Genomic DNA, 23,761 nt, shown 5'->3' with positions numbered 1-23,761 from the left:
GGTGGGCACGCGGCGCAGCAGCTCGGGGGGGCCCCCAGGCGCAGGGCCTGGGGGCGGCTCACCCCAAACTGGCGCAGCAGCCCGAAAAAGGCGTGCGTGTCCTGCATGCCGCGCCACGCGGCCCGGAAGCCGGCCACGTTGATGGTATCGTCCGGGGCTTCAGGGGCGTCGGCGGGAGCGGGTTGCAGGGCCAGCCCGGGACCCTGGGCGGCGGCGCGGAAGCGGGCCACCAGGGCGTCGTAGGCGGCTAAGTCGCTGGCCTCGGTGAGGTAGATTTTGTGCAGCGCCTCGCCGTCGATGCCGAAGAACTGGAGGCTGCGGCGGCCGTTTTTATTTACCGCGAAGGCGTGCTTCCAGTGCATCAGGAATAGGCGCAGGTCGATGGCTTCGCCCAGCACCAGGCCCATGGGGCCCTGAAACGACACGTCGTGGTAAGCGCCCTGGCGCTCGTGCACCACGCTGTCGTTGCGGGTGAGGGCCATGATGTGGCCCAGGGCGGGCACCGCCAGCAGTATTTCCTGGAAGTCGGCCGTGAGGGCCACAGCGGGCGCATCGGGCTGGCCAGTGCATCCGGTGGCCAGCAGCGCGGCCTCGCCCACGCGCAGGGCCTGGGCAGCGTCGCGGATGCGGCTTTTGGGGTGGGCTTGCTTGTATTCGGCCCAGCGGTTGGCCAGGGTAGCGGGAGCGGTTAAGGGGTCCATGAGCGGTTCTTGGGAGCGGCAGGTGGTTGAAGCTACGGCGTTTCGGCCGCGGCGGGGGCCGGGCGGGTGGCCGCCGCAACCGTTTCAGCCAGGGCCTGGCGGGGCGGCAGGTCGGCTGGGGCCCCGGCGGGCCGCTGGGCCCACGCGGCGGCGGGCAGCAGCGGCAGCCAAGCAAAGCGCCGGAGAAAAGAACGGGCCATTGACTTTATTTAGAACAATTCTAAACATTAGCAAAGATATCAGCGCCCCGCGAATTCTCAGCATTTATTTGGAATAATTCTAAATAATAATATAAGCACTAAAAAAAAGCCACTCCGGTTGGGGAGTGGCTTTCAGGGCATTGGGCCGGCGGGGGGCCCTAGCAGTATTCTTCGAACGCGCCTTGCAGGTTGTTGACGATGCGGGTGAGGTCGTTGCCTTCGATGTGGTAGCGCTCGATCATGTGCACCAGCTCGCCGTCTTTGAACAGCCCGATGCAGGGCGATGAGGGCGGGTAGGGCAGCAGGTGCTCGCGCATTTTGGCCACGGCTTCGGTTTCCATGCCCGCAAACACGGTCACGAGCTTGCCGGGCTTTTTGTCGGAGCTGGCGAGGGCCATTTTGAGGGCGGGGCGGGCCTTGGAGGCGGCGCAGCCGCACACCGAGTTCACAGCCACCAGCACGGTGCCTTCGGTGGCGGCCAGGCTGGCGTCCACGTCGGCGGGGGTCATGAGCTGCTCAAAACCAACCTCGGTGAGGTCTTGGCGGATGGGCGCCACCATGTATTCGGGGTAAACTGCCATAGTAGTAAAAATAAAAAAGTACGGAGCAACGACTGAAAAATCCGGCCGCTGGCGGCACCTAGCAAAGGTACGCACCGCGGGCCGGGTGCTAAAGCCGGCGGCCGGGCAAAAGGTTCGGGCCCGGGGCCCTTGGTCGATTGATACGCGCGGCCGGTCGGCGGAACTAGGGCCCCGGGGTTAGGCTTAGTAATTTGCTTGCGCGCAGCGGCCCGTGCCCTGTGCGCCCGGCTTTGTTTCCCACCCGCTAATCCTTCGTCCATTTCCCTCGCTGTATGAATTTTAACTCTATCGGATACTTCGGGCGCGTGGCGCTGCTGGGGGCCCTGGCCTGGGCCACCGCGGGCCCCGCCGGGGCCCAAACCGGGCCGGGCCCCGAGGGCCCCTGCGGCCCCGCCCCACGGCCCACGCCACGCGCAAGGCCCCCCCACGGCGGTGTACCAGCGCGCCGACCCCAACTCGCGCATCAGCCCCGAGCTGCAGCAGGTGTACCAGCAGGGCACGGCCGCCAGCCGCGGCGGGGCCCCGGTCGATTTGAAGGCGGCCCACCCCCAGCTGCGCCTGAGCAAAGACGCCACGGCCGTGCTCGTGCACATTACGGCGCGCGACGTGGCGGCGCTGCTGCCCGCGTTGCAGGCGCGGGGCTTCGTGGTGGTGGCCAGCCGGCCCGATCTGCACTTCGTGGACGGGATGCTGCCGCTGGCCCAGCTGGCCCCCGGGGCCCCCGGCCTGGAGGCGCTGGCCGCCCAAGGCCTGCTGGGCATTTTGCCGGTGTGGCGGCCCGTGGCCCAGACCGGCCGCGTGACCACCCAGGCCGACTACGTGCTGGAAGCGGCCCGCACCCGCGCCACGCTCGGCAAGAACCTGACCGGCGCGGGCGTGCGCGTGGGCATCCTCAGCGACTCGTACAACTCGCTGAAGGGCGCGGCCAACGACGTGGCCTCGAACGACTTGCCAGCGGCGGGTGTGCAGGTGCTCAGCGACTTGGGCGATGGCGAGGGCACCGACGAGGGCCGGGCCATGGCCCAGCTCATCTACGACATTGCCCCCGGGGCCCCGCTGGCGTTCAGCACGGCGTATAACTCGGAGGCGGACTTTGCCCAGCACATCCTCGACCTGGCCGACCCGGCCAAGGGCAATTGCAAGGTCATCGTGGACGACATTGCCTACTTCGCCGAGCCTTACTTTCAGGACGGCGTGGTGGCCCAGGCCGTGACACAGGTGGTGAGCCAGCGCGGAGCCACGTACTTCTCCTCAGCCGGCAACAACGGTGACCAGAGCTACGAAAACACCGCCCCGGCCTTTGTGGTGGGGGCCCGCAACCTGGCCCGGCTCAACTTCGACAACACCGGCGGCACCGACGTAGCCCAGCGCTTTTTGGTGGCGCCGGGCACTGACATGACGGTGGCCTTGCAGTGGAGCGACCCGTTTTACACCACGGCGGGCGTGCGAACCGACCTCGACGCCTACATCCTCTCTTCACGCGGCGACACCATCGACGTGTCGAACTCCAGCAACCTGCTCACGCAGGTACCGGTCGAAATCACGGGCTTCACCAATGACACCGCGCAGACCCACACTACCTTGTTTGACCTGGTGATTGTGCGCCGCACCGGCAGCGCCAACCCCACGCGCATCAAGTACATTGCCCTGGCCGACGGCCAGCCCACCGAGTGGCTCACCAACAGCGGCACTGTGGTGGGGCATGCCGCGGCCGCAGCGGCTTCCGCCGTGGCGGCCGTGCCGTATTACGATTCCAAAACCGCCGAGTCGTACACGGCGAAGGGCAGCCCGACCATCCTGTTCAACCCCAACGGCACGGCCCTGGGGACCCCCGTGACGCGCCCCAAGCCTGACTTTGCTTCGGTGGACGGCGGCAGCACCACGTTTTTTGGCGGCACCGACCCAGATGGCGATGGCTTTCAAAATTTCTTCGGTACTTCGGCGGCAGCCCCGGCGGCGGCGGCCGTGGCCGCGCTGCTGTTGCAGTCGGAGCCGGCCCTCTCCCCGGCCCAAGTGAACGCCCGCCTGGCCAGCACCGCCCGACCAGTGGGCGGCCAAACGGGCTTCAGCGTCCTCACCGGCGCCGGGCTGATTGACGCTTTCACGGCCATTTACGGCCCGCCGGTGGCCATCGCACCGCCTGCCGTAGAAGACCTGGAGAAGCGCGCCCTGCCCACGAGCTGGACCGTGAACAGCACCAAGGCCGGCCGCGTGCAGGTGGCTACCGGCACCGGGGCGGCCTCGGGCACCAGCTACCTGGTGATGGATACCGCATTTCCGGCCTCCACGGCCTTCGCGGGCTTGAACGAAGCCGTGTGGTACACCCGCAACACGCCCGGCCAGGACCTGCTCCTCACCTTCCGCCAGCGCCGGTTTGCGGCCGAAACCGATAACGCGCTGCCCACCCAGTTTATGGGCTCGAGCAACGGCGACGGCGTGGCCCTGAGCGTGGACGGCGGCACTACCTGGTACCGGGTGGTGAGCCTGACGGGCGCCAACTCGACCACCACTTACCAAACCCAGAGCGTGAACCTGACCCAGTTTGCGGCCACTAACAACCTGACGCTGGGCACCGACGTGCGGGTGAAGTTCCAGCAATACGGCACGGGCCCTGCCACGGCGGCCACCGCCAGCAGCCGCCGCGGCATGGCCTTCGACGACATTGCCCTGACGGCGGCAGTGGCCGCACCAGTACCGCTCTACACCTCTACCCAGCCCACCGTGGGCTGCCCGGGCCTGGTGGTGGCCTTCCGCGATTCGTCGCTGTTCCGGCCCACCAGCTGGGCCTGGACGTTTGCCGGCGGCACCCCCGCCGCTTCCACCGACCGCAACCCCACGGTGACCTACAACACGCCCGGCCGCTTCGCCGTGACGCTGGCCGCCACCAACGCCAACGGCACCGCCACCCGCGTCGATACCGGCTACGTGGTGGTGTACGGCAGGGCCCCACAGGCCACGGCCGCCGCCAACCGCACCCGCATCTGCCCCGGTGGCACGGTGAGCTTCACCAGCCAAACGGCCTTCTGCCCGGGCACCTACGCCTGGTCGTTCCCGGGGGGCTCGCCGGCCGCAGCCAGCACCGCCAGCGCCACGGTTTCGTACGCCACGGCAGGCACCTACGTGGCCACCCTCACCGTGTCCAACGGCTTCGGCAGCACCACGTCCACCGTCAGCATCGAGGTGACGGCCGGGCGGGCCCTGCCCTTCGCCGAAACGTTTGATACCTCAACTACTTTGCCCGCGGGCTGGGTTATTGAGAACCCCGATGGCCTCTTCACCTGGGTGCTGGCCGACGGCATCATCGGCCGCGCCGGCACCAGCACCCGCGCCGCCCGGGCCCCGTTTGCGCCCGACGCCGCCGTGGGCCAGCGCGACGTGCTGCAAACCCCGCCCCTCAACCTGAGCGCCGCCCAGCCCACGCTCCGCTTCGACCTGGCCTACGCGCCGCTCATCAGCCCCGCCACCGGCCCCGATTCGCTGATCGTGCAGGTACTGGACGCCTGCACCCTGGCGGTGCTGGGCCGCCCCTACGCCAAGGGCGCCACCGGCACGCTGGGCACCGCCCGCCCCCAAAATGCCTATTTCGTGCCCTCGGCCAGCTCCCAGTGGCGGCAAGAGCTGGTTGATTTGATGCCTTACGTTGGCAAAAGCGTACTACTGCGCTTCGTGGGCTACAACGGCTACGGCAACTACCTGTACGTGGACAACGTGAACGTAGGCAGCCAGTTGCTGTCGCTCACCAGCGCCGCCGCCGCCACGGGCCTGGAAGCCTGGCCCAACCCCACGGCGGCCGGCACTGCCCTGCACGTGCGCCTGCCCGCCCAAAGCGGTGGCGGTCAGCTCCGCCTGGTTGACGGCCTGGGCCGCATAGTGTGGCAAACCCAGCTCACGGCCGCCGCCGCCGCCACTGAGCAGCTGCTGACCACTGCCCTGGCCCCGGGCCTCTACAGCGTAGTGTTCAGCCCCGTGAACGGCGTCGCCGCCGCCCGGCGCGTACTGGTGCAATAGCAGCCCAGCATATAGTTAAGCAGCCCCGCGGGGCCCGGGGCCTCACCCCGGGCCCCGCGTTTTTTTTCAGTAGTGCGCAGAGCTCCTGGCCAACACTAGCCGGGGCCCTTACCAGCCGCCCCCGCGCCAGGAGCGCTGGGCATGGGGGGCCCTGCCCGCAGTTCCTGCAAGGCCAGCTGCCAGAGGGTTTCATACGGAATGATTTCTACCTCCGCGAAGGCCTCACCGGGCGGCGGGGCATCTTCCAGTTGCTTGAGCAGCGTGGTGGCTTGCCGAGCGCTGCGCACAGGATCAAAATCTTGATCCACAATAAGTAGCAATAGCCTCAAGAACAGCCGGGTGCGTAGGTTGGCTGCCTCACGCAGATGGCGCTGCTGGTATTTGCGCAGCCGGTCGGCGCGCAATAGCACAGCGTCGAGGTCGCGCTGGCGCAGGAAGTACATCACCTGCATCACCAGAATGGCCACGTTGTGGCCCCGCTTGTCGCGGCTGTATTCGGGAATGGTGAGGGCCCACTGCTCCATTTGCTGGCGCCGCACCGGCGTAGGCCGGGCGGGGGGCTGCACAAAATCCACGTAGGCCCGAAACAGCTCCCAGCGCTGCTGCGCTGACGCCCGCTGCTTGCCGAAGCTGGGGCTGCTGGTGGCGGTTTGCAGCACTTGCCGTGCTTGCACGTAATCACCCGCGTGCAAAGCCAACAGCAAGTAGTGCTCCTGAAAATAAAACCAATTGGCAGAAGACGGGTGAAAATCTTTGTCGTAGACGGCTGCCAGCTTCAAGCCCTTTTCGGCCTGCCGGCTCAGCAAGTGCGCATATACGCTCATAAAGTGATTGAAGCGTACATCAAACCGGTGCGGGTTCAGCTTTCCCGCCTTGAGCTGCCGAGCGGCCTCCGCCGTGATTTTGATGATCTCGGCATAGTTGCCCGTCAACTCTTGCTGAGCCAACTGCGTTTGATATACGTAGTTACCGGTATCGACTGATTTTGCTTTACAATGCAATTCCTCCAGCTTTACTAAATAAGCTGGCATCATTGGCAGCAATTGCCGACGCATCTTTACAGTACCAGCAATTGCTAATCTAACATCGCTATATATATTATCTGCTTCTTCTTCAAAAGTGCGAACTTTTTGTAAGTCAAGCAACACTTTTGTGACTGCTCGATATTGAGGCTTCCGTTGCTGTTGCGCATAAAGAACGCGCAACAAACCCGCTGCTTGAATACCATAACGGGTGAATCCATCACGTTGCGACAGCTCTAAGCATTTGTTCAATAGTCTTACAGCTAACGAAGACTCGCTTTCATTATACAAAACGAGGGCTTTGTGAAATAAGCTTAAGCACTCCAGTTCGTAACGCTTGGACACCAAATGGCGTTGGTCGGAATAGTCAAGAAAATAAAGGTGATTTAACATTTTGGCCATCACCCTTGAGTGTAGCTTACGGAATGACGCTTCGGTATTGGCTGTGCCTTTACCATAGAGCGTCCGCACTAATTGGGTGCGAGTCGATTCTTGTCCTTCGGCCAAGGACGCGACCAATTTGTTTTCCTTCATCTTCTCACCCGCGTCAAAATCTAACAGCGGCAGTAGAGGCAATTTTCGAGACGTTATTATTTGTGCTAGAGTTCTCGATTCGTTCATAACCCACTGTGTTCGTTGGAATATCACTTATTTCTCACTTAGCAAATATCTTTAAATAATCTTATCTCACGGAAGTAGTGAACATGCGATCCAAAGTACCGCAAGTAGTTTCTTACATTAAGAAACAATTTTAATAGGATATTTATACTTATAATGTCACATCCGAACTCTTTTTTGCAAAGCCAAGCTATCTTGTTTTAAGATTTTTTTTGATTGGAGGTATTTTTAGGTAATCATTATTTATTAATTTATATTTTGTAGTATTTTAGTCCTAGTCATTATTTGCTTAATAATGTCCTTTTAAATGGCTCAGCGGTGGCCCAAATTTGTGATATACAAACGATCAACAATATAAAGGCCGCTCCCATGTTTGAACTCATTGCCTACGCCTTGTTTCAATTATTCAGCATCACCGGTGCTCCCGCTCAAGGTGCTAATTCATTAGATGGCGGCAGCGGCGGCTGGAGCGGCGGCATCGTCGCCAGCAAAGGCGGCAGCGGCGGCTGGAGCGGCGGCATCGTCGCCCCTACCAGTAATTAATCAGAAAGCGCTAAGCGGTTGCTCTGCTAAGCAGAACACTGCTTCTTCGCTCTACTAAGGTGGCGGGATAGAACAGGATGGCTAACTTAGCCCCGTTCTATCCCGCCATCGTTTTATGAAATTATCATTACTCGCTGGTCTGTGCACGATATTGCTGACGGCCTGTTCGGGGCCCCAAGAACATGTGCCTGACAGCGTGCGAATTAGATGGGATTCCGATCCGGAAACCCTTGACCCGTTGCAGCAGCCAAACCAATCGAGTAGCGACGCAGACAACTTACTCCACCTAAGCTTATTGCAAATTGATTACGCAAAATCATCCTACAGCCCTGGGTTAGCAGACTCTCTGCCCAGAATCAAGCTGGTGGGCGATTCGCTCACGCTGCTCACGTACTGCCTGCGCAAGGCGGCCACCTGGGATAACGGCCAACCAGTGCTCGCTAGCGATGTCGCGTTCACCCTCAAGCTGATGCAGGCCCCGGGCTTGGCTAACGAGGGCATCCGCACCCAGTTTAACTTCATTCAAGAGCTGCAACCCGACCCCAACAACACGCGGCGGTTTACGCTGGTGTGCCGGGGGCAGGCAACAGACTTTGCGCACGCTTCCGGCGATTTTTTCATTTTGCCCGAAGCCGCTTTGGACGCGCGCGGTACGTTGCGCCGCTACCACCTTATTGATTTAATTAATCGCCCCGTCAACGTGGCCCCGGATACTGTGCTGGCGGCCCTGGCCCGGCGATACGCTACCATTGCCCCGGGCCAGCACCCCGAGCGGCTGCCCGGTTGCGGGCCCTACAGCTTGGTAAGTTGGAAAAAAGACCACCTGCTGCGGTTCCAGCGCAAGCCGCAGTGGTGGGCTGACCAGTTGAGCCCCCTCCCCCCGGCATTGCAAGCGCATCCTTCGCAAATCAACTTTTTGATTATTCCCAACAGTGCCAGCGCGGTCATGGCGCTGCGCCGGGGCGATGTGGATTTGTACCCGAACATTCCGGCCCGCGATTTCAATCGGCTGCGCCACTCAGCAAAAGCCCAGCAGACCCTTTCCTTTTACAATACGCTGTCGCACAATGTAGTAACGGCCGGTTTTAATACGCGGCGGCCGGCTTTGGCTGACCACTTTACACGGCAGGCCCTGGCCCTGCTTTTTGATGTACCGGGCCTGATGAATGCTACGCAGCAGGGCCTGGGGCAGCGCACCGTTAGCATCATTTCACCCAATACGGGCCGTAACTATGCCGATAGCTTGCCCTTGCTACCGTTCGCCCCAAGCCGGGCCGTGGCGTTGCTACAGCAGGCCGGCTGGCGGCAGAAAGTGGCCGGCCCCGCGGCGCGCTGGACGCGCCAGAGCCCCACTGGCGAAACGCAGCAACTGGCATTGCAGGTGCGGTACCGGGCAGAAGAAACCACGTTTGAAACCATTGGGCTGCAATTTCGGGCGGCCGCGGCCCAGTTGGGCATTGCCGTAGAACTGCGCCCCACGGAAGCCAGTGCCTTTACACATAAGCTACAAACGGGTGATTTTGACTTGTATATTAAGTCAATCATGGGCAATCCTTACACCTTCAACCTTGTCCCTATCCTGCACTCGGAGGCGGTGGGCGCCGGCAACCTGACGGGCTTCGGCACCCCAGCCAGCGACCGCCTCGTGGAAGCCGTTGCGGTGGCCCAATCGCCGGCTGTTAGGAGCCAATTGCTGCGCAAGTTACAGGTGTTGCTGCGCGAGGAAATGCCGATGGTTCCGCTCTTCTTCCAGTACAACCGCTTGGTGGCCAACCGCCGGCTGCAAAACCTCTACCCAAGCAGCATTCGGCCGGGCTACGCGGCGGCGGCCATTACCTGGGGGCCCCGATCCATACTCTAACAGGCGTGGGGCAGTTTTTTTTCCAACGCGCTGGCCAGGCCATCTTGTCCGTGTGGGCCTTGGCATCGCTCGTGTTTTTGCTGAGCCGCGGGGCGCCCCTGTCGGATGAAAACCTGGGCCTTTCCAACGCCGCCGAGCTCAGCAATGGCACCCCAGCCAGCGCCCAGGCGCGCGATTTGGCCCGCCAGGCCGCCCGCCAACGGCTGGGGGTTTCCGAGCCGCTGTTCTATTTTTCGCGCCAGGCCCCTGCGCCGGGCGGGGGCCCCGCGCCCTGGCAGTGGAACGGCCGCCGTAACCAGTACCACCGCTGGCTCGGGGCCATGCTCCGGGGCGACTGGGGCACGTCGTTCCGCAATGGCCAGCCGGTGGTCGCGCGGCTGGGCGCGGCGTTGGCCTGCACCATTCCCCTCACCGGCGCAGCGGCGGGCTTGACCTTGTGGCTGGCGCTGGTGCTGGCGTTGGCGCTGGCCCGCCGGCCGTGGTGGCGGCGGCCCGCACTGGCTCTGCTGGCGGGCCTACAGGCCTTACCCCTGTTTGTGTTGGCTACGGGCCTGTTGCTGAGCCTGGCCAACCCCGATGTCCTGGATTGGTTTCCCGTTTATTCGCAAACTGTTGATGGCGAAGGCATTTATGCACTAGGGTCCTATTTGATACTACCATTGGCGTGCTTGGTACTGACCGCTTTGCCCGAGCTTACGCTGCAACTAATGGTATCTCTCGCGCACGAGCTGGGCACCGGCTACGCCACCACGGCGCGCGCCAAGGGCTTGGCAACCAAACAGGTGCTGCGGCGCCACACGCTACGCAACGCCCTGGTGCCTTTGTTGCCGCTCGTGGCCGACCTGCTGCCTGCGCTGGTGGCGGGCGCCGTGGTGGTAGAATTCGTGTTTTCGCTGCCCGGCATGGGCCGCCTACTGGCCGAAGCAGCCGCCAACCACGACTACCCAGTGCTGGTGGGCGGCGTGCTCCTGGTAGGGGCCGCCCGCTTGCTCGCCCTGGTGCTGGCCGACGCCGGGGCCCGCTGGCTTGACCCCCGCATTGCATGAGGCACGCCCCACGTTTTGCCTTTGTGCGCGGTGCGCGCGCGGCCGCGCTCAGCTGGTTGGCGCTAATAGGAGCCTTGGCTTTGCTAGCGCCCGTGCTGCCGCTACCGTACCCGCCCGCCCAGCCCGACTTGGCACACTTCAGCCTGCCCCCTTTCACGGCGGGCAGCCACCACTGGCTAGGCACCGACCCCTTGGGCCGCGACGTGCTGGTTGAACTGGTATTTGGGGCCCGCACGGCGCTGGGCCTGAGCGTGGCGGCGGCCGTGCTGGCCAGCGCGCTGGGGGCCCTGCTGGGCGGAACCGCCGGCTTCTGGCACAACCGCCTGCGCCTGCCTTGGATTGGCGGGGCGGGGGTGTTGGGGCTGCTGTGGTGGGCCCTGGCGCTGCCCGGGGCCGGGGCCGGGCTGGTGGTGGCGGTGGTGGGGCTGGCCGGTAGCGGGTGGGCCCCGGCCCGCCGGGGCCCCAGTTGCCGCTGCCGCTTGATGCGGCAGTGCTGGGGGCCACCACCCTGTTGGGGGCCGTGCCGCAGCTGGTGCTCGTGGTGGTGCTGGCGGGTAGCGTAGCGCTTTCGCCGGCGGGCTTGCTGGGGGTGCTGGTGCTCACGGCCTGGGCGGTGCCGGCGCGGCTCGTGCGGGCCGAAATGCTGCGCGTTGGCATTCAGCCGTTTGTGGCTGCTGCCCGGGCCCTGGGGCTGCCACCGGGGCGCGTGTGGTGGCGGCACGCGCTGCTGGCCGCGTGCCGGCCCTTGCGCGCGGCCTTTCCGCTCAGCATAGCGAGCTTGCTGGGGCTGGAGAGCACGCTCTCGTTCCTGGGCATTGGCTTGCCGCCCGAGGTACCTAGCTGGGGCCAGCTGCTCAACACCGCCCGCCTGGAACCCACGGCCTGGTGGCTGGTGGCCGGGCCAGGCGGGCTCCTGCTTCTCACCATGCTGGCTCTTCAGGCCCTCAGCAGCCCTTCGGCGCCAGGCAAATAAGCCAACCAGCGTTTCATCAATGTCACAATGGAGCGTTTTTTTGCAAGCGGCGGCTCCGGCAGCCTGGTATTAAACGGGTATTTTGCCGCTATTCATTGCGTATTTATTGAATAACAGCGAGCTTTTCAAGACCAGGGACCCTTCTTTATTTCAGTAATTTCTGATTTTTTTAACAGTACTTTTTGCAAGGGGTGATGTCACAATTACCCGCAAAGTGTCTTAGGGCAGAGGTAGGGAGGGTCGGTAATATTGTATACTCCTAGTGAATATCTATTCTCTTACGTGCCTCTGCTGATGTGTCCGACTATTACCATGGCGTCTATTTTCGATCTTTACCAGCCTACGCCCCCACCCACACCCTGGGTGCGGCTCTACTCGAACACCCGCCGCGCTGCCGCGCCAGCACCTGATTTTCTGACCCCTGACGGCCACCTCATCCCGCGCGCCATTGGCGAAGCCGCCTTGCGTGATTCCAAAGCCATCCTCATCGGCGACTTGCTGGTGCTGGGCACGCCCGACCTGGCGGCCACCGTTAGCAGCCGCAATAGCTGGTAGCCTTACCGCTGCGATAGGGCCCTGGTGAGGGCTCCACTGCAGCCTCACACTTGCTTTTAAGTTACCACTATCTTATCCTGATTATGCCACGCAAACGCCTGTCCCTCACGGGGCAGGCCGTTTGCGTGGGGGGCCCCGCCGGGGCCCTATTGGGCCGCTACCAGGGCAATGCCTTCTTCGAACGTGCGGGGGCAGTAGCCCAGCTCGCGCCGCGCCTTGCCGATGAGCAGGCCCGTGCGGGCCGGCCGCCGGGCCGGCTGCGAGAACGTGCTGGCATCGACCCGTTCAATCAAGCCTTTGTCGAGGGCGAAGTAATCGGCCACGCGCAGGGCCATGGCGTGGGGCGTCAGCAGCTCGTCGCCGCAAATGTTGTAGATGCCCGCCGCGTTGTGCCGGGCCAGCAGCCAGCAGCCCACGGCCAGGTCTTCGGCCAGCGTGGGCGTGCGCCACTGGTCATCGACGACCTTGATGGCCTTGCCGGCGCGCAGCGAATCGCGCACCCACAGCACGATGTTGGTGCGGCCCCCGCCGCGCAGCACCCCGTACACGAGCACGGTGCGGGCAATGGCCCAGCGCAGGCCCGCCGTGCCCTGCACCGCTTGCTCGGCGGCCAGCTTACTGGCACCGTAGTGGCTGATGGGCGCAGGTACGGCGTCTTCGGCCAGGGGCCCCGCACTGCCGTCGAAGATAAAATCGGTGCTGAGATGTGTAAGGTGGACGCCCTGGGCGGCGCAGGTGGCGGCGAGGTGCGCCGTGGCCACCACGTTCTGCTGCCAGCAAGCGGCCTGGTTCAGCTCGCACTCGTCCACGTTGGTCATGGCCGCGGCGTGGATGACGTGGGTGGGCTGCTCCTGGGCCAGCACGCGCTGCACCTGGGCGGCGTCCGTCACGTTGAGGGCCACGAAGCGCAGGTTGGGGTACCACTCGGCCAGGCGGTTGGGCCCCCGGCCGGTGGCCACCAGCGCCACGCCCGGCTCCGCGTGCAGCAGCGCCACCAGCTTCTGGCCCAGCAGGCCGTTGGCTCCGGTTATGAGAATTTTCATTGTTCTATCAATGCGCCATTTTGGTGCAGCTTCCTTAGATGCCCCACCGCAAACGGCTCCCGTCCCCTTCAGGGGTAAGTATAGCCGTATAGCTTGGTGATTTTTTTCTTCCGTAAGTGCGCCACCTTCATCGTCATGGTCACGTTGGCAAGGGGCCGGTCGCGGTTGTCTTTGGGCACTTTGGCAATATTGTCCACCACGTCGAGGCCCTCGATGACCTGGCCAAACACCGTGTACTGGCCATCGAGGCGGTGGGTACCGGCGTGGTTTTCAACCAGGTAAAACTGCGAGTTGCTGCTGGGCGTGCCGGCCGGGCCGCCCGTGCGGGCGGCGGCTAGGGCCCCGTACACGTGCGGGTGGCCGGGGCCCAGTTCGGCGGGCACAGTGGGGGTCCCGGGAATGCCCTGGCCGTCGTTGGTGGGGTCGGCGTCCTTGGAGTTGACGTCGCCGCCCTGAATCATAAAGCCGTCGATGACGCGGTGAAACGTGGTGCCGTTGTATAAGCCTTTGCGGGCCTTTTGCAGAAAATTGGCCCGGTGCAGCGGCGTGTCTTTAAACAATAGCAGCCGAATGGTGCCCTCGGGCGTGGTAATGGTCACCACGTCGTCTTTGCCGCCCTTGCGGGGGCCCTTGGCTAGCGGAGCGGCAGCTTGCGCGGCCGGGGCCAGCAGCAGCAGCGCCACCAACCACCGCCCGGCTTGGGAAAAGGAGAAAGTCATAAACAAGTTAATTAGCTATTTTACAGCATTTTCCATATCAGTGCACCTCCAGTACAGATAGATGGTAGAACGGAATGCCATTCCGTTTCCGTGCGAATGCCAAACGGAATACTGCTCCGTTCTACGGCGCCGGATATGCCAACCCGCAAACGGCCCGAACGCCGCAAAACCAGGGGCCCGGGGCCCCTAGCCGCGGTGCTCGCGGATGCTGGCCAGAATTTCGCGGCCCCCGCGTCCCAGCACCGAATCGGCCACGGACGTGCCAAGCCGGTAGGCGTCGGCCGCGGGGGCGGTTTGGGTGTCGTCCACGTATTCCTCGCCGCTCAAGCTGATGATGCCGGCGTGCAGGTGCAGGCCCCCCGCTGCGTTGAGCGTAGCCAGGGCAAACGACGGGATGCTGCACCCGCCCTCCATTGTCTGCAAAAAGGCGCGCTCGGCCCGCAGGCAGGCGTGGGTGGCGGGGTGGTCAAGGGCAGCCTGAATGCGGATTTTCAGGTCCGCGTCCAGGTCCCGGGCGCACTCCACGGCGACGCTGCCTTGGCCGGTGGCGGGCACAAACCGGGTTTCGGAGAGCGTATGGCGCACCAGGTGGTCGTAGCCCATGCGGTGCACGCCGGCGTAGGCCAGCACCAGGCCGTCGTATTGGCCTTCTTCGAGCTTGCGCAGGCGGGTTTGGAGGTTGCCGCGGGCCTCGGCCGTGGTGGCTTCGGGGTAGAAGCGGCGCAACTGGGCCTTGCGGCGGGTACTGCTGGTGCCCAACACAATGCCCGGCTTATCAAGCGAAAATTGCTCGTTAAAGCTCAGCACCACATCGTTAACCCTCTCGCGCTCCAGAAAAGCCAGCAGCTCCAAGTCGTCGGGAATGCTGCTTTGCACGTCCTTGGCCGAATGCACGGCCAGGTGGGTTTCGCCGCGGCGCAGGCTTTCCTCCAGCTCTTCGGTGAACACGCCCTTGGCCCCAATTTTGGCCAGCGAGCGGTCCAGCACCTGGTCGCCGATGGTGGTCATGGGCACAATTTCGGACGGCAGGCCGGCTTGGCCGAGCAGGTAGGCCACGCGTTCGGCCTGCCAAAGGGCCAGGCGGCTGCTGCGGGTGGCGAGGCGAATGGGGTTCATTTGATCAGTTAACAATTAACAGTGAGCAGTTAACACCGCTGGGGGCCCTAAACGGCGCGCACCTGGGGGTCCTAGGCGGCGCGAAGCTGGCCGCCGAGCCGCAACGAGCTGTCAACGAATACCATGCGCGGGTTGGCGTTGCGCTCGATGTGGTAGTGGGCGTCGGTCAGCTCCTTGGTTAACGCATCGGCGTTGCGCGGGGTCACAAATTTGGCGAAGCTGGCCACAAACTGCTCCTCCTCGGCCGGCAGGTGGGGCATCAGCCGCGGGTCGATGCCGAAGAGCAGCACCTTGCGCACCAGCACCAGGGCGTAGGCCAGCAGTTCCTTCTGGTTTTCGCGGCCCTGCTTCTGGAAGGCTTCGCTCTGCTTTAAAATCTCGGCGCCCTTGGTGTTGTAGTTGAAGCACAGGCGCATCCAGTCGCGAAAAAATGCGAAGTAGTCGTGGTCGGCGCTCTGGTCCTTCGAGGCGATGGCAGCCCCCAGGCTGCCTTCAGCCAACTGCGCCACTTGGCGGGCCTTGGCCTCGGGCACGTGGTAGTGCGCTTGCAAGTAGTCGGTGATGTCGGCCTCGGCGAAGGGGCGCACGGCCACCGGCTGCACCCGGCTGAGGATGGTGGGCAGCAGCCGCTCGGGCGCGTGGCTCACGAGCAGGAACACGGTGGCGGGCGGCGGCTCCTCCAGCAATTTCAGCACAGCGTTGGCCGTGGCGGGGTGCATCAGCTCGGGCAGCCAGAGGATGACAATTTTGAACCGGGCCTCGAAGGCCTTGAGGCTCACCAGCTTCAGTAGCTGACCGGCTTCCTCTTTGGAGATGCTGCCCTGCTTGTTTTCGGCCCCGATGTGCTGCATCCAGTCGTTGAAGCCCTGGTAGGGGTTGTCGAGCACGAAGCTGCGCCAGTCGGCCATGAACTTGCTGCTCAGCGCGTCCTTCGGCACGGCCTTGGTGGTGGTCACGGGCACAATGAAGTTGAGGTCGGGGTGCACCAGCTTGGCAATTTTGGTGCAGGCCGGGCAGTGGCCGCAGCTGTCGTCGGCGTCGGGGCCCCGCTCCTCGCAGTTCAGGTACTGGGCGTAGGCGAGGGCCAGGGCAAGCCCCGCACCGCCCTCGCTGCTGCGAAACAGCTGCGCGTGCGCCACGTGCTCCCGCCGCACCGATTGGCGCAGCAGGTCCTTGACGGCGAGCTGGTTTGGGATATTTTCGAACCGCATCTTAACCTACTTAGATAGCGTTGGCAAGTACATAAATTGCAGCACAGACTCTGTAATGACAGTTGCAAACAGTATTCCTAATGTTCCCAACGTAGCATTCGCCCAATATAAATCTCTAGCCAAAAATCGCTTTAATCCGAACAAAGCTCCGGCGATACTTAGTGACATAAACACTATGCGTAGTAGAGGATGTGATCCATGAATAAATGCTGCAACACCACTCACAACCATATATATGAGCAGAAAGAGCAGGCAGAGAACAAATAATAACTTATTGTACCCGTGCATCCTGACCTCCTTTTTCCCAGACACGGTCCTCGGCCGTGGCCTTGAACACAACCTCCATAATCCCTTGTTCCACCGCATCATATGGCAAGCTCCGCCGGGCCATCACGCGCTCGGCTACTTCGTTCACCTTGGGTAGCTTGAAGGTTTCAAAACCCGCCGGGCCGCCCCAGCTGAAGCTGGGAATGAACTGCCGCGGGAAACCCGCCCCGAAGATGTTGGCTCCCACGCCCACCACCGTGCCGGTGTTGAACATGGTATTGATGCCACACTTACTATGGTCGCCCATCATCAGGCCGCAGAAAGTTTGGCCGGTATTCACGAAGCGGTGGGCGGCGTGGCTCCACACCTTCACCGGGGCGTAGTTATTCTTGAGGTTGCTAGTGTTAGTATCGGCCCCCAGGTTGCACCACTCGCCGATGACGGAGTTGCCCAAGTAGCCCTCGTGGCCCTTGTTGCTGTAGCCCATGATAATGCTGTTGGCCACCTCGCCGCCCACCTTGCAATAGGGCCCCACGGTGTTGTCGCCGCGCATCTTAGCCCCGGCGTTGATGTGCGACTCTTCGCCCAGCGCCAGGGGCCCCTTGAGGATGGCCCCCTCGTGCACCTGCGAGTTTTTGCCCAAGTAAATTGGCCCGTTTTCGGCATTGAGGATGGCGGCGCGAATGATTACCCCTTCCTCAATAAAGATGTTTTCCGGGGCGTATACGATGGTGTGCGCGTCGCCCACGGGCTGCGAGGTGCGGCCGCGGGTGAGCAGCGCATAGTCGCGCCGAATCTCGGTGCCGTTGCGCAAAAACAGGTGCCAAGGCCGCGAAATCACCGTCACGGGCTCGGCCACCTGGCGGGCGTCGGGCAAGCCGTCCTGCACCAGCTCGGCCACGAGGGTGGCGTCGGCCAAGTGGGCGGCTACCAGCACCTCGTCGCAGTACAGGGCCTGGCCGGGCCCTAAGGCCTGCACCTGCTTGATGAGCAGGTCGTCGGGGCACACGGCGCCGTTGATGACCAGTGCGGGGCCCTGCACATCGCCGGCCGGGAACTTGGCCTGCAAGTACGGCTGGGTAAGGTAGCCCACTGCCGGGGCCCCCAGGCGGTGCTGCCACTTTTCGGCCAGCGTGAGGATGCCGCAGCGCAGCGCCGCCACCGGCCGCGTGAAGGTAAAGGGCAGCAGGTGCGGCCGGATGGCCGGGTCGTCGAATAACAGAACGTGCATTTTATTAAGCTGTTAGCCAACAGCGGTTAGCTGTTAGCTTTTTGGGGCAAACCCAAATTTACGGCGGCTGGCTGGGCCAGGACCAAAAAAAACTCCTTCCGGGGGTCCCGAAAGGAGTTCTCAAAAGCTAACAGCCGGTAGATAAAGGCTAACAGCCAGGCAAAAGCTATTCTTTGTTGGCGCTGCTCTGCTCTTTCTTGGCGTAGCGGCTGCGGAATTTCTCCACGCGGCCGGCCGTGTCGATGAACATGTTTTTGCCGGTGTAGAAGGGGTGCGAAGCGCTGCTCACTTCGATTTTTACCACCGGATACGTTTTGCCGTCTTCCATCGTAATGGTTTCGGTCGGTTTCATCGTGGAGCGGGTGATGAACTTGAAATCCGAAGAAGTGTCCTGGAACACAACTTCCTGATACTCGGGGTGCGTCTCTTTTTTCATGTAGGAAGCCGGTTTGACCGGGTGAACCCGGCCGATTTTGCGGAAGGGACTGCAAAAGTACGGCTTCGCACCGACTTAGCCAACGGCTGCCATATTTTTTTTCGGGTAACTGCTACCCATGCAACGCTTTGGCCCCCGGCGGTATCTTGATTAAACACACTAAGTGTCCTTTCAGCATAATATTTAGTACAAATACTGCGTTGATTTTCTTCCACGAATAGTTATCAGCATGAGGCAGCTACTGCCTGTTGCTTGTTCGCCAGCTACCCTGGTGGGCTTGCTTTTACTGGGGGCCCTCCCGGCCGCGGCCGCGGTTTGGCTGCTGCCCACTCGCCTCACCGCCACCCGCACCGGGCCCGATGTGCGCCTGGAGTGGTCGGTGGCCGACGAAACCGGCGTGCGGAGCTACGACCTGTACCGCCACACGGCCGCCAACCCACGCTTCCAGCTGGTGGCCCGGCGGCCGGCCGCCGGCCGCCGCCACTACCGCTGCCTCGACGCGGGCGCTTCACAGCTCGCCGGCGGCGAGCCCCTCACCTATCGCCTCGTCACGCGCCGCCCCGGCGGCGACCCGGCGGCCCCGGCGGCGTTGCCGGTAGAATCCCCCGGGGCCCTGGCGCGCTCGTGGGAAGTCATCCGGCAAACCTTTCGGCAGTAGGCGCGGCATTGGGGCGCGGCCCGACCTTTGCGGGCCCACCGCCGCTACTTATCTGCCCATGCGCCTCTGCTTTGCTTCTAATAACGCCCACAAGCTGGACGAAATCCGGCCCCTGCTGCCGCCCGGCCTCGCGCTGCTGAGCTTGGCCGACATCGGCTGCCACGAGGAGCTGCCCGAAACCCAGGATACGCTGGAAGGCAACGCCCGCCAAAAGGCCGACTACGTGCGCCAGCACTATGGCGTGGCCTGCTTCGCCGACGACACCGGGCTGGAGGTAACGGCCCTGGACGGGGCCCCCGGCGTGTACTCGGCGCGCTACGCCGGGCCCCAGCGCGAAGCCGCCGACAACGTGGCCAAGCTGCTGCGCGAGCTGGCCGGTAGCCCCGACCGCACGGCGCAGTTCCGCACGGTGGTGGCCCTGGCCCAGGCCGATGGCAGTACGCGCACCTTTGCCGGGGCCGTGGCGGGGCAGATTGCCGAGGTACCGCGCGGCGCGGGCGGCTTCGGCTACGACCCCGTGTTTGTGCCCACCGAGGGCAACGGCCGCTCGTTTGCCGAAATGAGTGGGGCGGAGAAAAACCAGATCAGCCACCGCGCCCGGGCCGTGGCGGGACTGCTGGCCTACCTGGCCGTCCAGTAAATAACCCCGCGTTTGGCTGGGGGCCCCAGCCGGCCCTATAGCCAATCTGCCATTTGATAAAACTACCTTTGCGGCCTTATGCAGCAACCCTACCTCGTCGGCATCACCGGCGGCAGCGCCTCGGGCAAAACCACGTTTTTGAACCGCTTGCTGGCGGCGTTCCCTGAAGATCAGGTTTGCCTGGTTTCGCAGGACAACTACTACCACCCGCGCGACCAGCAAGTGCTGGACGAGCAGGGCGTGCACAACTTCGACCTGCCCGCGAGCATCGACTCGGTAGCCTACGCGGCCGACGTGCTGGCCCTGAGCCAGGGCCAGGAAGTGCGCCGGCAGGAGTACACGTTTAACAATGCCGCCGCCACGCCCAAGCAGCTGGTGTTTCGGCCCGCGCCCATTGTGGTGGTGGAAGGCATCTTCGTGTTTCACTTCGCTGAAATCGCTAAGCTGCTCGACCTTAAGGTATACATCGACGCCCAGGAGCACGTGAAGCTCCACCGCCGCATCATCCGCGACCGCGACGAGCGCGGCTACGACTTGGCCGATGTGCTCTACCGCTACACGCACCACGTGGCCCCGACCTACGAAAAATTCATCGCCCCCTACAAGCACGACGCCGACGTGGTGATTCCCAACAACCAGCACTTCGACAAGGGACTGGAGGTGCTGGTGGGCTTTCTGAAGGGCAAAGTAGCCGGCGGAGCGTAGCTAGGTTTTGTGACTGACAGCGTATCTTAAGTAGTCAAGCAAAAGTAACCGTATAATTTTTTCCAATTCGGTTTAAGACGTGTTCGAGTCGTTGGAGCAAGGTATGGTCGGATTGGTAGTCCTCTGGTCGGACCCAGTAGTGCTTGCAGCGGTGCCAGAGCAGCGCAATGTGGTTGAGTTCGGGGCTGTAGGGCGGCAAGAATAAGAGGGTCAATCCCTTGGCGGCCCATTCGGCGTGGCAGGCGCGGACCACATGGGCCCGGTGAATCGAGGCGTTGTCGAGCACCAGTACCGTGGGGCAGGCCAGGGACTGCACGAAGTCGGTGACCGCCAGCACGAACAGGTCGGCCGTGCGGGCCCCGGCCCGCACGTAGGCTTGCAGGGGCTGGTTGGGCGCGTGGGCCTGCCAGAAGCCCAGCACGGAGTGCCCGCCGCTGCCGCGCACGGCGGGCAAGGTCGCCGGGGACTGGCCCCGGCGCTGCCAGGCGTAGGGCACGGGGGCTTGGCGCGAAAAGCGGCATTCGTCGACGTAGACGACGGCCAGTTCGTGGCGGGCCTCGGCCCGGTGCAGTTCCCGCAGCCGGGCCTGGCAGGCGGCAAAGGCGGCCGGGTCGCGTTGGCCCCGCAAAGAGCGCCGACAGCGCTTCCACGCGTAGCCGGCGGCCCGCGCCAGCCGGCGCAACGTGCTGCTATGCAGTTTAACGCCGAAGGCCCGGCGCAGGCGCGGAATCCAGCGCCGCAGCTGCTGGGTGGCTTGGCCGAGCCAAGTGCTTACTTTTTTTGGGCCGCCAGGGGCAGCTTGGGGGGCCGGCCGGCCCGTTGGCCTTCCAGCAAGCCCGCCAGGCCGTCGTCGCGCCAAGCGCTGAGCCAACCATGGACGGTGGCGTAGCGGACGGCAAAGAAGGCCGCCAACTGGGTCACGGTCTGGCCCCGGTGGTGGCCCAGTACGGCTTGGGCACGGCGGCGCTGCCGCGGGTGCCGGGCGTAGTGGCTGCACGCGTCGAGGGTTGTGACTTCGTCAGAGGTCAGAGCAAGGGGGGCTAGCATGCCCCCAATTTACAGCCCCCAATTTTATACGCTTACTTTTGCGCAAGTACTTAGAAGTAGTTCTTAACTCCCCAATGGTATGCTGAGCACTTATCAATTTTCGGAATTGCCCGTGCTGCAAAGCGCGGTACTGGCCCGCCTCACCGACGAAGAGTTCTTCCAGCTTTGCCAGGATAACCCGCAATTTCAGCTGGAGCGAGACGCCGAGCACCACATCATCATCATGCCTCCCGCCCACCCCGATGCCAGTGAATACGGCAGTGAACTCGTGTACCAGCTAAAACATTGGATGCGTACGGGGGCCCCTATACCCGGCCATGCCTATGAGTCATCGGCTGGGTTTAAATTACCAAACGGGGCGGTACGGGCCCCGGATGCGGCATGGCTCAGCCACGCCAAGCGCGCAGTAGCGGAGCAGGCCGGTGGTTTCCTAGCGACTTGCCCAGAGTTTGTGGTAGAAATTCTTTCGCCAACCGACCGGCTGGCCACCACCCAGGCTAAGATGGTGGAATACCTAGCCAACTGGGCTAAACTCGGTTTTTTACTCGACGTGGCTACCGAAACAGCTTACGTGTACCGCCCCGACCAACCCGTGGAAACGGTGCAAGGCTACGGCCAGGAACTCAGCGGCGAGCCGGTACTACCGGGGTTTCGGCTCGATCTGGGGCCCCTGCGCCGGGCCGCGTAACGCACCCAGCATGTACAGCAAAGCCGAAGCCACGCAGTTGCGGCAGGCCTTTTGGACCACCCTGGGACAGTACATGGCCCCGGTGCTGTCGGCCGAAGGGATGCCCGCCAACTGGATAAACTACAAGACGGGCCTGAAAAACGTGTATTTCCGGATGCACGCCGACACCCAGCGCGCCACCATCGGCATCGAGCTGACGATGCCCGACGCCGGCATCCGGGCCCTATTCTTCGAGCAGTTTGAGGAGCTGAAAACCCTGCTGCACGAAACCCTGGGCGAAACCTGGACCTGGGAGCCCGCCGCCCACGACGCCAACGGCCAGCCCCTGGCCCGCATCTACGCCGCGCTGGCCCCGGCCAACCTGTTCAGCCGCGACGACTGGCCAGCGCTGATTTCGTTCTTCAAGCCCCGCCTCATCGCCCTGGATGCTTTTTGGAGCGATGCCCAGTACGCCTTTGAGGCCCTGAAATAGGGCCCCGGGGCGGGGCGCGGCTGTTGCAGCTAAAGTCCTATCTTTGCAGTCCCCGTTTACATCCATGCCGGTTTTACTTTCCCGCTTTTGGTCTTCGCTCCGCTTCGCCTGGCTCGCCGCCACGGTGCTGCTGGTGCTGGGCCTGAACCAACGGGCCGTGAGTGTGCTGCGCCTGCCTGGGACCCCCGACGACGCCCGCCTCGCCGCCCCGGCCAAGGCCACGGTGGTCAAGCAAAAAGTACTGCTGGAAGCCACCCCTGCCCTGGCCCACTTTGTGGCCCCGGCGGCCGTGGCGTGGCTGCCCACCACGGCGGGCAGCGTGTGGCTACCGCAGCTGCGGCGCGCCCTGTCTGTGCCGCGCCTTTGCGCGGGCGTGCGGGCCGGCGAGGTATTCCGGGCCCGGCTGCTGGCCGTGGCGCTGGCCCCGCAGGCCCCCTAGCTTTTGCTATCAACAACGTGGGGGCCGAAAACGGACCGGCGCCAGCACGCTGGCCTCCCAGTGCTATTCGGTAACGATGCTGTTTTTCTGGCCAAGCCCCCGCGTTTTCATCGCAGCCTACCTCCTCCCCCTTTCCTACCCGACACAATCAGTACATTTTAATAATGCGTAATAAAGGACTTATTACCACGCTCACCATCATCATTGCGGTGATTTGCGGGTACCACCTGTTCCTGACCTACATCTCGAACGGGGTGCAGGACAAGGCCGTGGTTTATGCCACCACCGGCGGCAAGCTCAACGAGCTGAAGCGCCAGCACTACCTCGATTCGGTGTGGCGCGCGCCCGTGTTTGGGCCCCTCACCTACCGCCAGGTGCGCGAGAGCCAGCTCGGCGAAGGCCTTGACTTGAAGGGCGGCATGCACGTGACGCTGGAAGTATCGCCGGTGGAAATTGTGCGCGCCATGAGCGGCAACTCGAAAGACCCCGCCTTTAACACCGCCCTGGCCCAGGCCCAGGAGGCCCAGAAGGTGAACTCCAGCACGCCGTTCACCACGCTGTTTGGGCAGGACTACCAGCGCCTGGCGCCCAGCAAGCCCCTGGCCACCATCTTTGCCAACACCACTAACAAGAGCCGCGGCATCGACATCAACTCGTCGAACGAGAAGGTAATTGCTGCCATCAACAAGGAAGTGGAAGAGGCCATCGACCGCTCCTTCAACATCCTGCGCACCCGCGTGGACAAGTTCGGCGTGAACCAGCCCAGCATCCAGCGCGTGAAGGGCACCGGCCGCCTCCAGATTGAGCTGCCCGGCGTCGACAACCCCGACCGCGTGCGCAAGCTGCTGCAAGGCCAGGCCAAGCTGGAGTTCTGGGAAGTGTGGGCCCAGCAGGAAGTGGGCCCCTACCTGGTCGCAGCTCGACCAAACGTTGGCTGCTAAGGAGAAAGCCGAGGCCGCTGTCAAGCCGCGCGCGGCCGCG

The 23,761-nt window shown here is 63.4% G+C and carries 26 protein-coding genes; 14 read left to right on the top strand and 12 right to left on the bottom strand.

Annotation, left to right across the window (positions count from 1 at the left end; all coding sequences use genetic code 11):
- The 3 genes from BEN49_RS22110 to BEN49_RS22105 form a co-directional block, all read right to left on the bottom strand.
- Positions 1-701, bottom strand: a 701-nt coding sequence (locus BEN49_RS22110; RefSeq protein ID WP_317040496.1) for a ChuX/HutX family heme-like substrate-binding protein, incomplete at its 3' end; no start/stop codon positions are given.
- Positions 702-733: 32 nt separating this feature from the next.
- Complete coding sequence (locus tag BEN49_RS28440; protein ID WP_158023037.1) at positions 734-901, bottom strand: hypothetical protein; 168 nt, start codon at positions 899-901, stop codon at positions 734-736.
- Between the two features lie 158 nt (positions 902-1,059).
- On the bottom strand, positions 1,060-1,482 hold the full coding sequence (locus tag BEN49_RS22105) for a BrxA/BrxB family bacilliredoxin (protein WP_070746685.1): 423 nt from the start codon (positions 1,480-1,482) through the stop codon (positions 1,060-1,062).
- A gap of 432 nt (positions 1,483-1,914) precedes the next feature.
- On the opposite strand from BEN49_RS22105, the gene BEN49_RS22100 reads away from it, so the two are divergent.
- Positions 1,915-5,490, top strand: a complete 3,576-nt coding sequence (locus BEN49_RS22100) for a PKD domain-containing protein (RefSeq protein ID WP_070746684.1) — start codon at positions 1,915-1,917, stop codon at positions 5,488-5,490.
- A 95-nt stretch (positions 5,491-5,585) separates the two neighbouring features.
- On the opposite strand, the gene BEN49_RS27265 is transcribed toward BEN49_RS22100, so the two are convergent.
- Positions 5,586-7,133: a hypothetical protein gene (locus BEN49_RS27265; protein WP_125917116.1), complete on the bottom strand. Its 1,548-nt coding sequence runs from the start codon at positions 7,131-7,133 to the stop codon at positions 5,586-5,588.
- A 282-nt stretch (positions 7,134-7,415) separates the two neighbouring features.
- Here BEN49_RS27265 and BEN49_RS22090 point away from each other — a divergent pair, with 282 nt between their 5' ends.
- The 6 genes from BEN49_RS22090 (at position 7,416) to BEN49_RS22065 (ending at position 12,108) form a co-directional block, all read left to right on the top strand.
- Positions 7,416-7,673: a hypothetical protein gene (locus BEN49_RS22090; RefSeq protein WP_125917114.1), complete on the top strand. Its 258-nt coding sequence runs from the start codon at positions 7,416-7,418 to the stop codon at positions 7,671-7,673.
- 115 nt (positions 7,674-7,788) lie between these two features.
- Positions 7,789-9,534: an ABC transporter substrate-binding protein gene (locus BEN49_RS22085; RefSeq protein ID WP_083326351.1), complete on the top strand. Its 1,746-nt coding sequence runs from the start codon at positions 7,789-7,791 to the stop codon at positions 9,532-9,534.
- Positions 9,535-9,539: 5 nt separating this feature from the next.
- Entirely contained in the window at positions 9,540-10,580 is a 1,041-nt protein-coding gene (locus BEN49_RS22080; RefSeq protein ID WP_070746676.1) for an ABC transporter permease, read from the top strand.
- A 92-nt stretch (positions 10,581-10,672) separates the two neighbouring features.
- Positions 10,673-11,143, top strand: a complete 471-nt coding sequence (locus BEN49_RS28435) for a hypothetical protein (RefSeq protein ID WP_158023035.1) — start codon at positions 10,673-10,675, stop codon at positions 11,141-11,143.
- Positions 11,101-11,553 carry an ABC transporter permease subunit gene (locus tag BEN49_RS22070; RefSeq protein WP_239692061.1) on the top strand — a complete coding sequence of 151 codons (453 nt, stop codon included), beginning with the start codon at positions 11,101-11,103 and terminating at the stop codon, positions 11,551-11,553. Before BEN49_RS28435 ends, BEN49_RS22070 begins: the two co-directional genes overlap by 43 nt.
- Before the next feature lie 294 nt (positions 11,554-11,847).
- A complete protein-coding gene (locus BEN49_RS22065) occupies positions 11,848-12,108 on the top strand; it encodes a hypothetical protein (protein WP_125917112.1) in 261 nt (86 codons plus the stop codon).
- Between the two features lie 146 nt (positions 12,109-12,254).
- Here BEN49_RS22065 and BEN49_RS22060 read toward each other — a convergent pair whose 3' ends face one another.
- From BEN49_RS22060 to BEN49_RS22035, 6 genes are all read right to left on the bottom strand, one after another.
- Positions 12,255-13,151, bottom strand: a complete 897-nt coding sequence (locus tag BEN49_RS22060) for an SDR family oxidoreductase (RefSeq protein WP_070746668.1) — start codon at positions 13,149-13,151, stop codon at positions 12,255-12,257.
- A gap of 68 nt (positions 13,152-13,219) precedes the next feature.
- Positions 13,220-13,870: a peptidylprolyl isomerase gene (locus tag BEN49_RS22055; protein WP_083326349.1), complete on the bottom strand. Its 651-nt coding sequence runs from the start codon at positions 13,868-13,870 to the stop codon at positions 13,220-13,222.
- A gap of 186 nt (positions 13,871-14,056) precedes the next feature.
- Positions 14,057-14,986, bottom strand: a complete 930-nt coding sequence (gene hemC / locus BEN49_RS22050; RefSeq protein ID WP_070746666.1) for a hydroxymethylbilane synthase — start codon at positions 14,984-14,986, stop codon at positions 14,057-14,059.
- Between the two features lie 71 nt (positions 14,987-15,057).
- A complete protein-coding gene (locus BEN49_RS22045; RefSeq protein ID WP_070746664.1) occupies positions 15,058-16,197 on the bottom strand; it encodes a DNA polymerase III subunit in 1,140 nt (379 codons plus the stop codon).
- Positions 16,198-16,468: 271 nt separating this feature from the next.
- Entirely contained in the window at positions 16,469-17,695 is a 1,227-nt protein-coding gene (locus BEN49_RS22040; RefSeq protein ID WP_070746662.1) for a GlmU family protein, read from the bottom strand.
- A 166-nt stretch (positions 17,696-17,861) separates the two neighbouring features.
- Complete coding sequence (locus BEN49_RS22035; RefSeq protein WP_068235991.1) at positions 17,862-18,131, bottom strand: type B 50S ribosomal protein L31; 270 nt, start codon at positions 18,129-18,131, stop codon at positions 17,862-17,864.
- Between the two features lie 229 nt (positions 18,132-18,360).
- Here BEN49_RS22035 and BEN49_RS22030 point away from each other — a divergent pair, with 229 nt between their 5' ends.
- The 3 genes from BEN49_RS22030 (at position 18,361) to BEN49_RS22020 (ending at position 20,134) form a co-directional block, all read left to right on the top strand.
- Positions 18,361-18,789 (top strand): hypothetical protein, encoded by a 429-nt coding sequence (locus BEN49_RS22030; RefSeq protein WP_125917110.1) that lies wholly within the window; start codon positions 18,361-18,363, stop codon positions 18,787-18,789.
- A 58-nt stretch (positions 18,790-18,847) separates the two neighbouring features.
- Positions 18,848-19,429: an RdgB/HAM1 family non-canonical purine NTP pyrophosphatase gene (rdgB, locus tag BEN49_RS22025; protein ID WP_070746658.1), complete on the top strand. Its 582-nt coding sequence runs from the start codon at positions 18,848-18,850 to the stop codon at positions 19,427-19,429.
- 78 nt (positions 19,430-19,507) lie between these two features.
- Positions 19,508-20,134 carry a uridine kinase family protein gene (locus BEN49_RS22020; protein ID WP_070746657.1) on the top strand — a complete coding sequence of 209 codons (627 nt, stop codon included), beginning with the start codon at positions 19,508-19,510 and terminating at the stop codon, positions 20,132-20,134.
- 34 nt (positions 20,135-20,168) lie between these two features.
- Here the strand turns inward: BEN49_RS22020 and BEN49_RS22015 are convergent, their stop codons facing one another.
- Together BEN49_RS22015 and BEN49_RS22010 are read right to left on the bottom strand one after the other, a co-directional pair.
- Positions 20,169-20,993: an IS630 family transposase gene (locus tag BEN49_RS22015; RefSeq protein ID WP_158023034.1), complete on the bottom strand. Its 825-nt coding sequence runs from the start codon at positions 20,991-20,993 to the stop codon at positions 20,169-20,171.
- Positions 20,906-21,181, bottom strand: a complete 276-nt coding sequence (locus tag BEN49_RS22010) for a helix-turn-helix domain-containing protein (protein ID WP_070746653.1) — start codon at positions 21,179-21,181, stop codon at positions 20,906-20,908. The genes BEN49_RS22015 and BEN49_RS22010 overlap by 88 nt, the downstream gene beginning before the upstream one ends.
- Before the next feature lie 79 nt (positions 21,182-21,260).
- On the opposite strand from BEN49_RS22010, the gene BEN49_RS22005 reads away from it, so the two are divergent.
- The 4 genes from BEN49_RS22005 to BEN49_RS21990 all read left to right on the top strand — a co-directional run bounded on the left by BEN49_RS22005 (position 21,261) and on the right by BEN49_RS21990 (position 23,721).
- A complete protein-coding gene (locus BEN49_RS22005) occupies positions 21,261-21,869 on the top strand; it encodes a Uma2 family endonuclease (RefSeq protein WP_070746651.1) in 609 nt (202 codons plus the stop codon).
- Between the two features lie 10 nt (positions 21,870-21,879).
- Entirely contained in the window at positions 21,880-22,341 is a 462-nt protein-coding gene (locus BEN49_RS22000; RefSeq protein WP_070746649.1) for a DUF4268 domain-containing protein, read from the top strand.
- Between the two features lie 64 nt (positions 22,342-22,405).
- Positions 22,406-22,780, top strand: coding sequence for a hypothetical protein (locus BEN49_RS21995; protein ID WP_070746647.1), 375 nt, complete (start codon positions 22,406-22,408; stop codon positions 22,778-22,780).
- A gap of 164 nt (positions 22,781-22,944) precedes the next feature.
- Positions 22,945-23,721, top strand: coding sequence for a hypothetical protein (locus BEN49_RS21990; protein WP_070746645.1), 777 nt, complete (start codon positions 22,945-22,947; stop codon positions 23,719-23,721).
- Positions 23,722-23,761 lie beyond the last annotated feature (40 nt).

The sequence above is a fragment of the Hymenobacter coccineus genome, from assembly GCF_001816125.1.
GTDB classification, from domain to species: domain Bacteria; phylum Bacteroidota; class Bacteroidia; order Cytophagales; family Hymenobacteraceae; genus Hymenobacter; species Hymenobacter coccineus.
The sequence above is the reverse complement of the archived record's forward strand: the minus strand, read 5'-3'. Positions and strand labels throughout refer to the sequence as shown.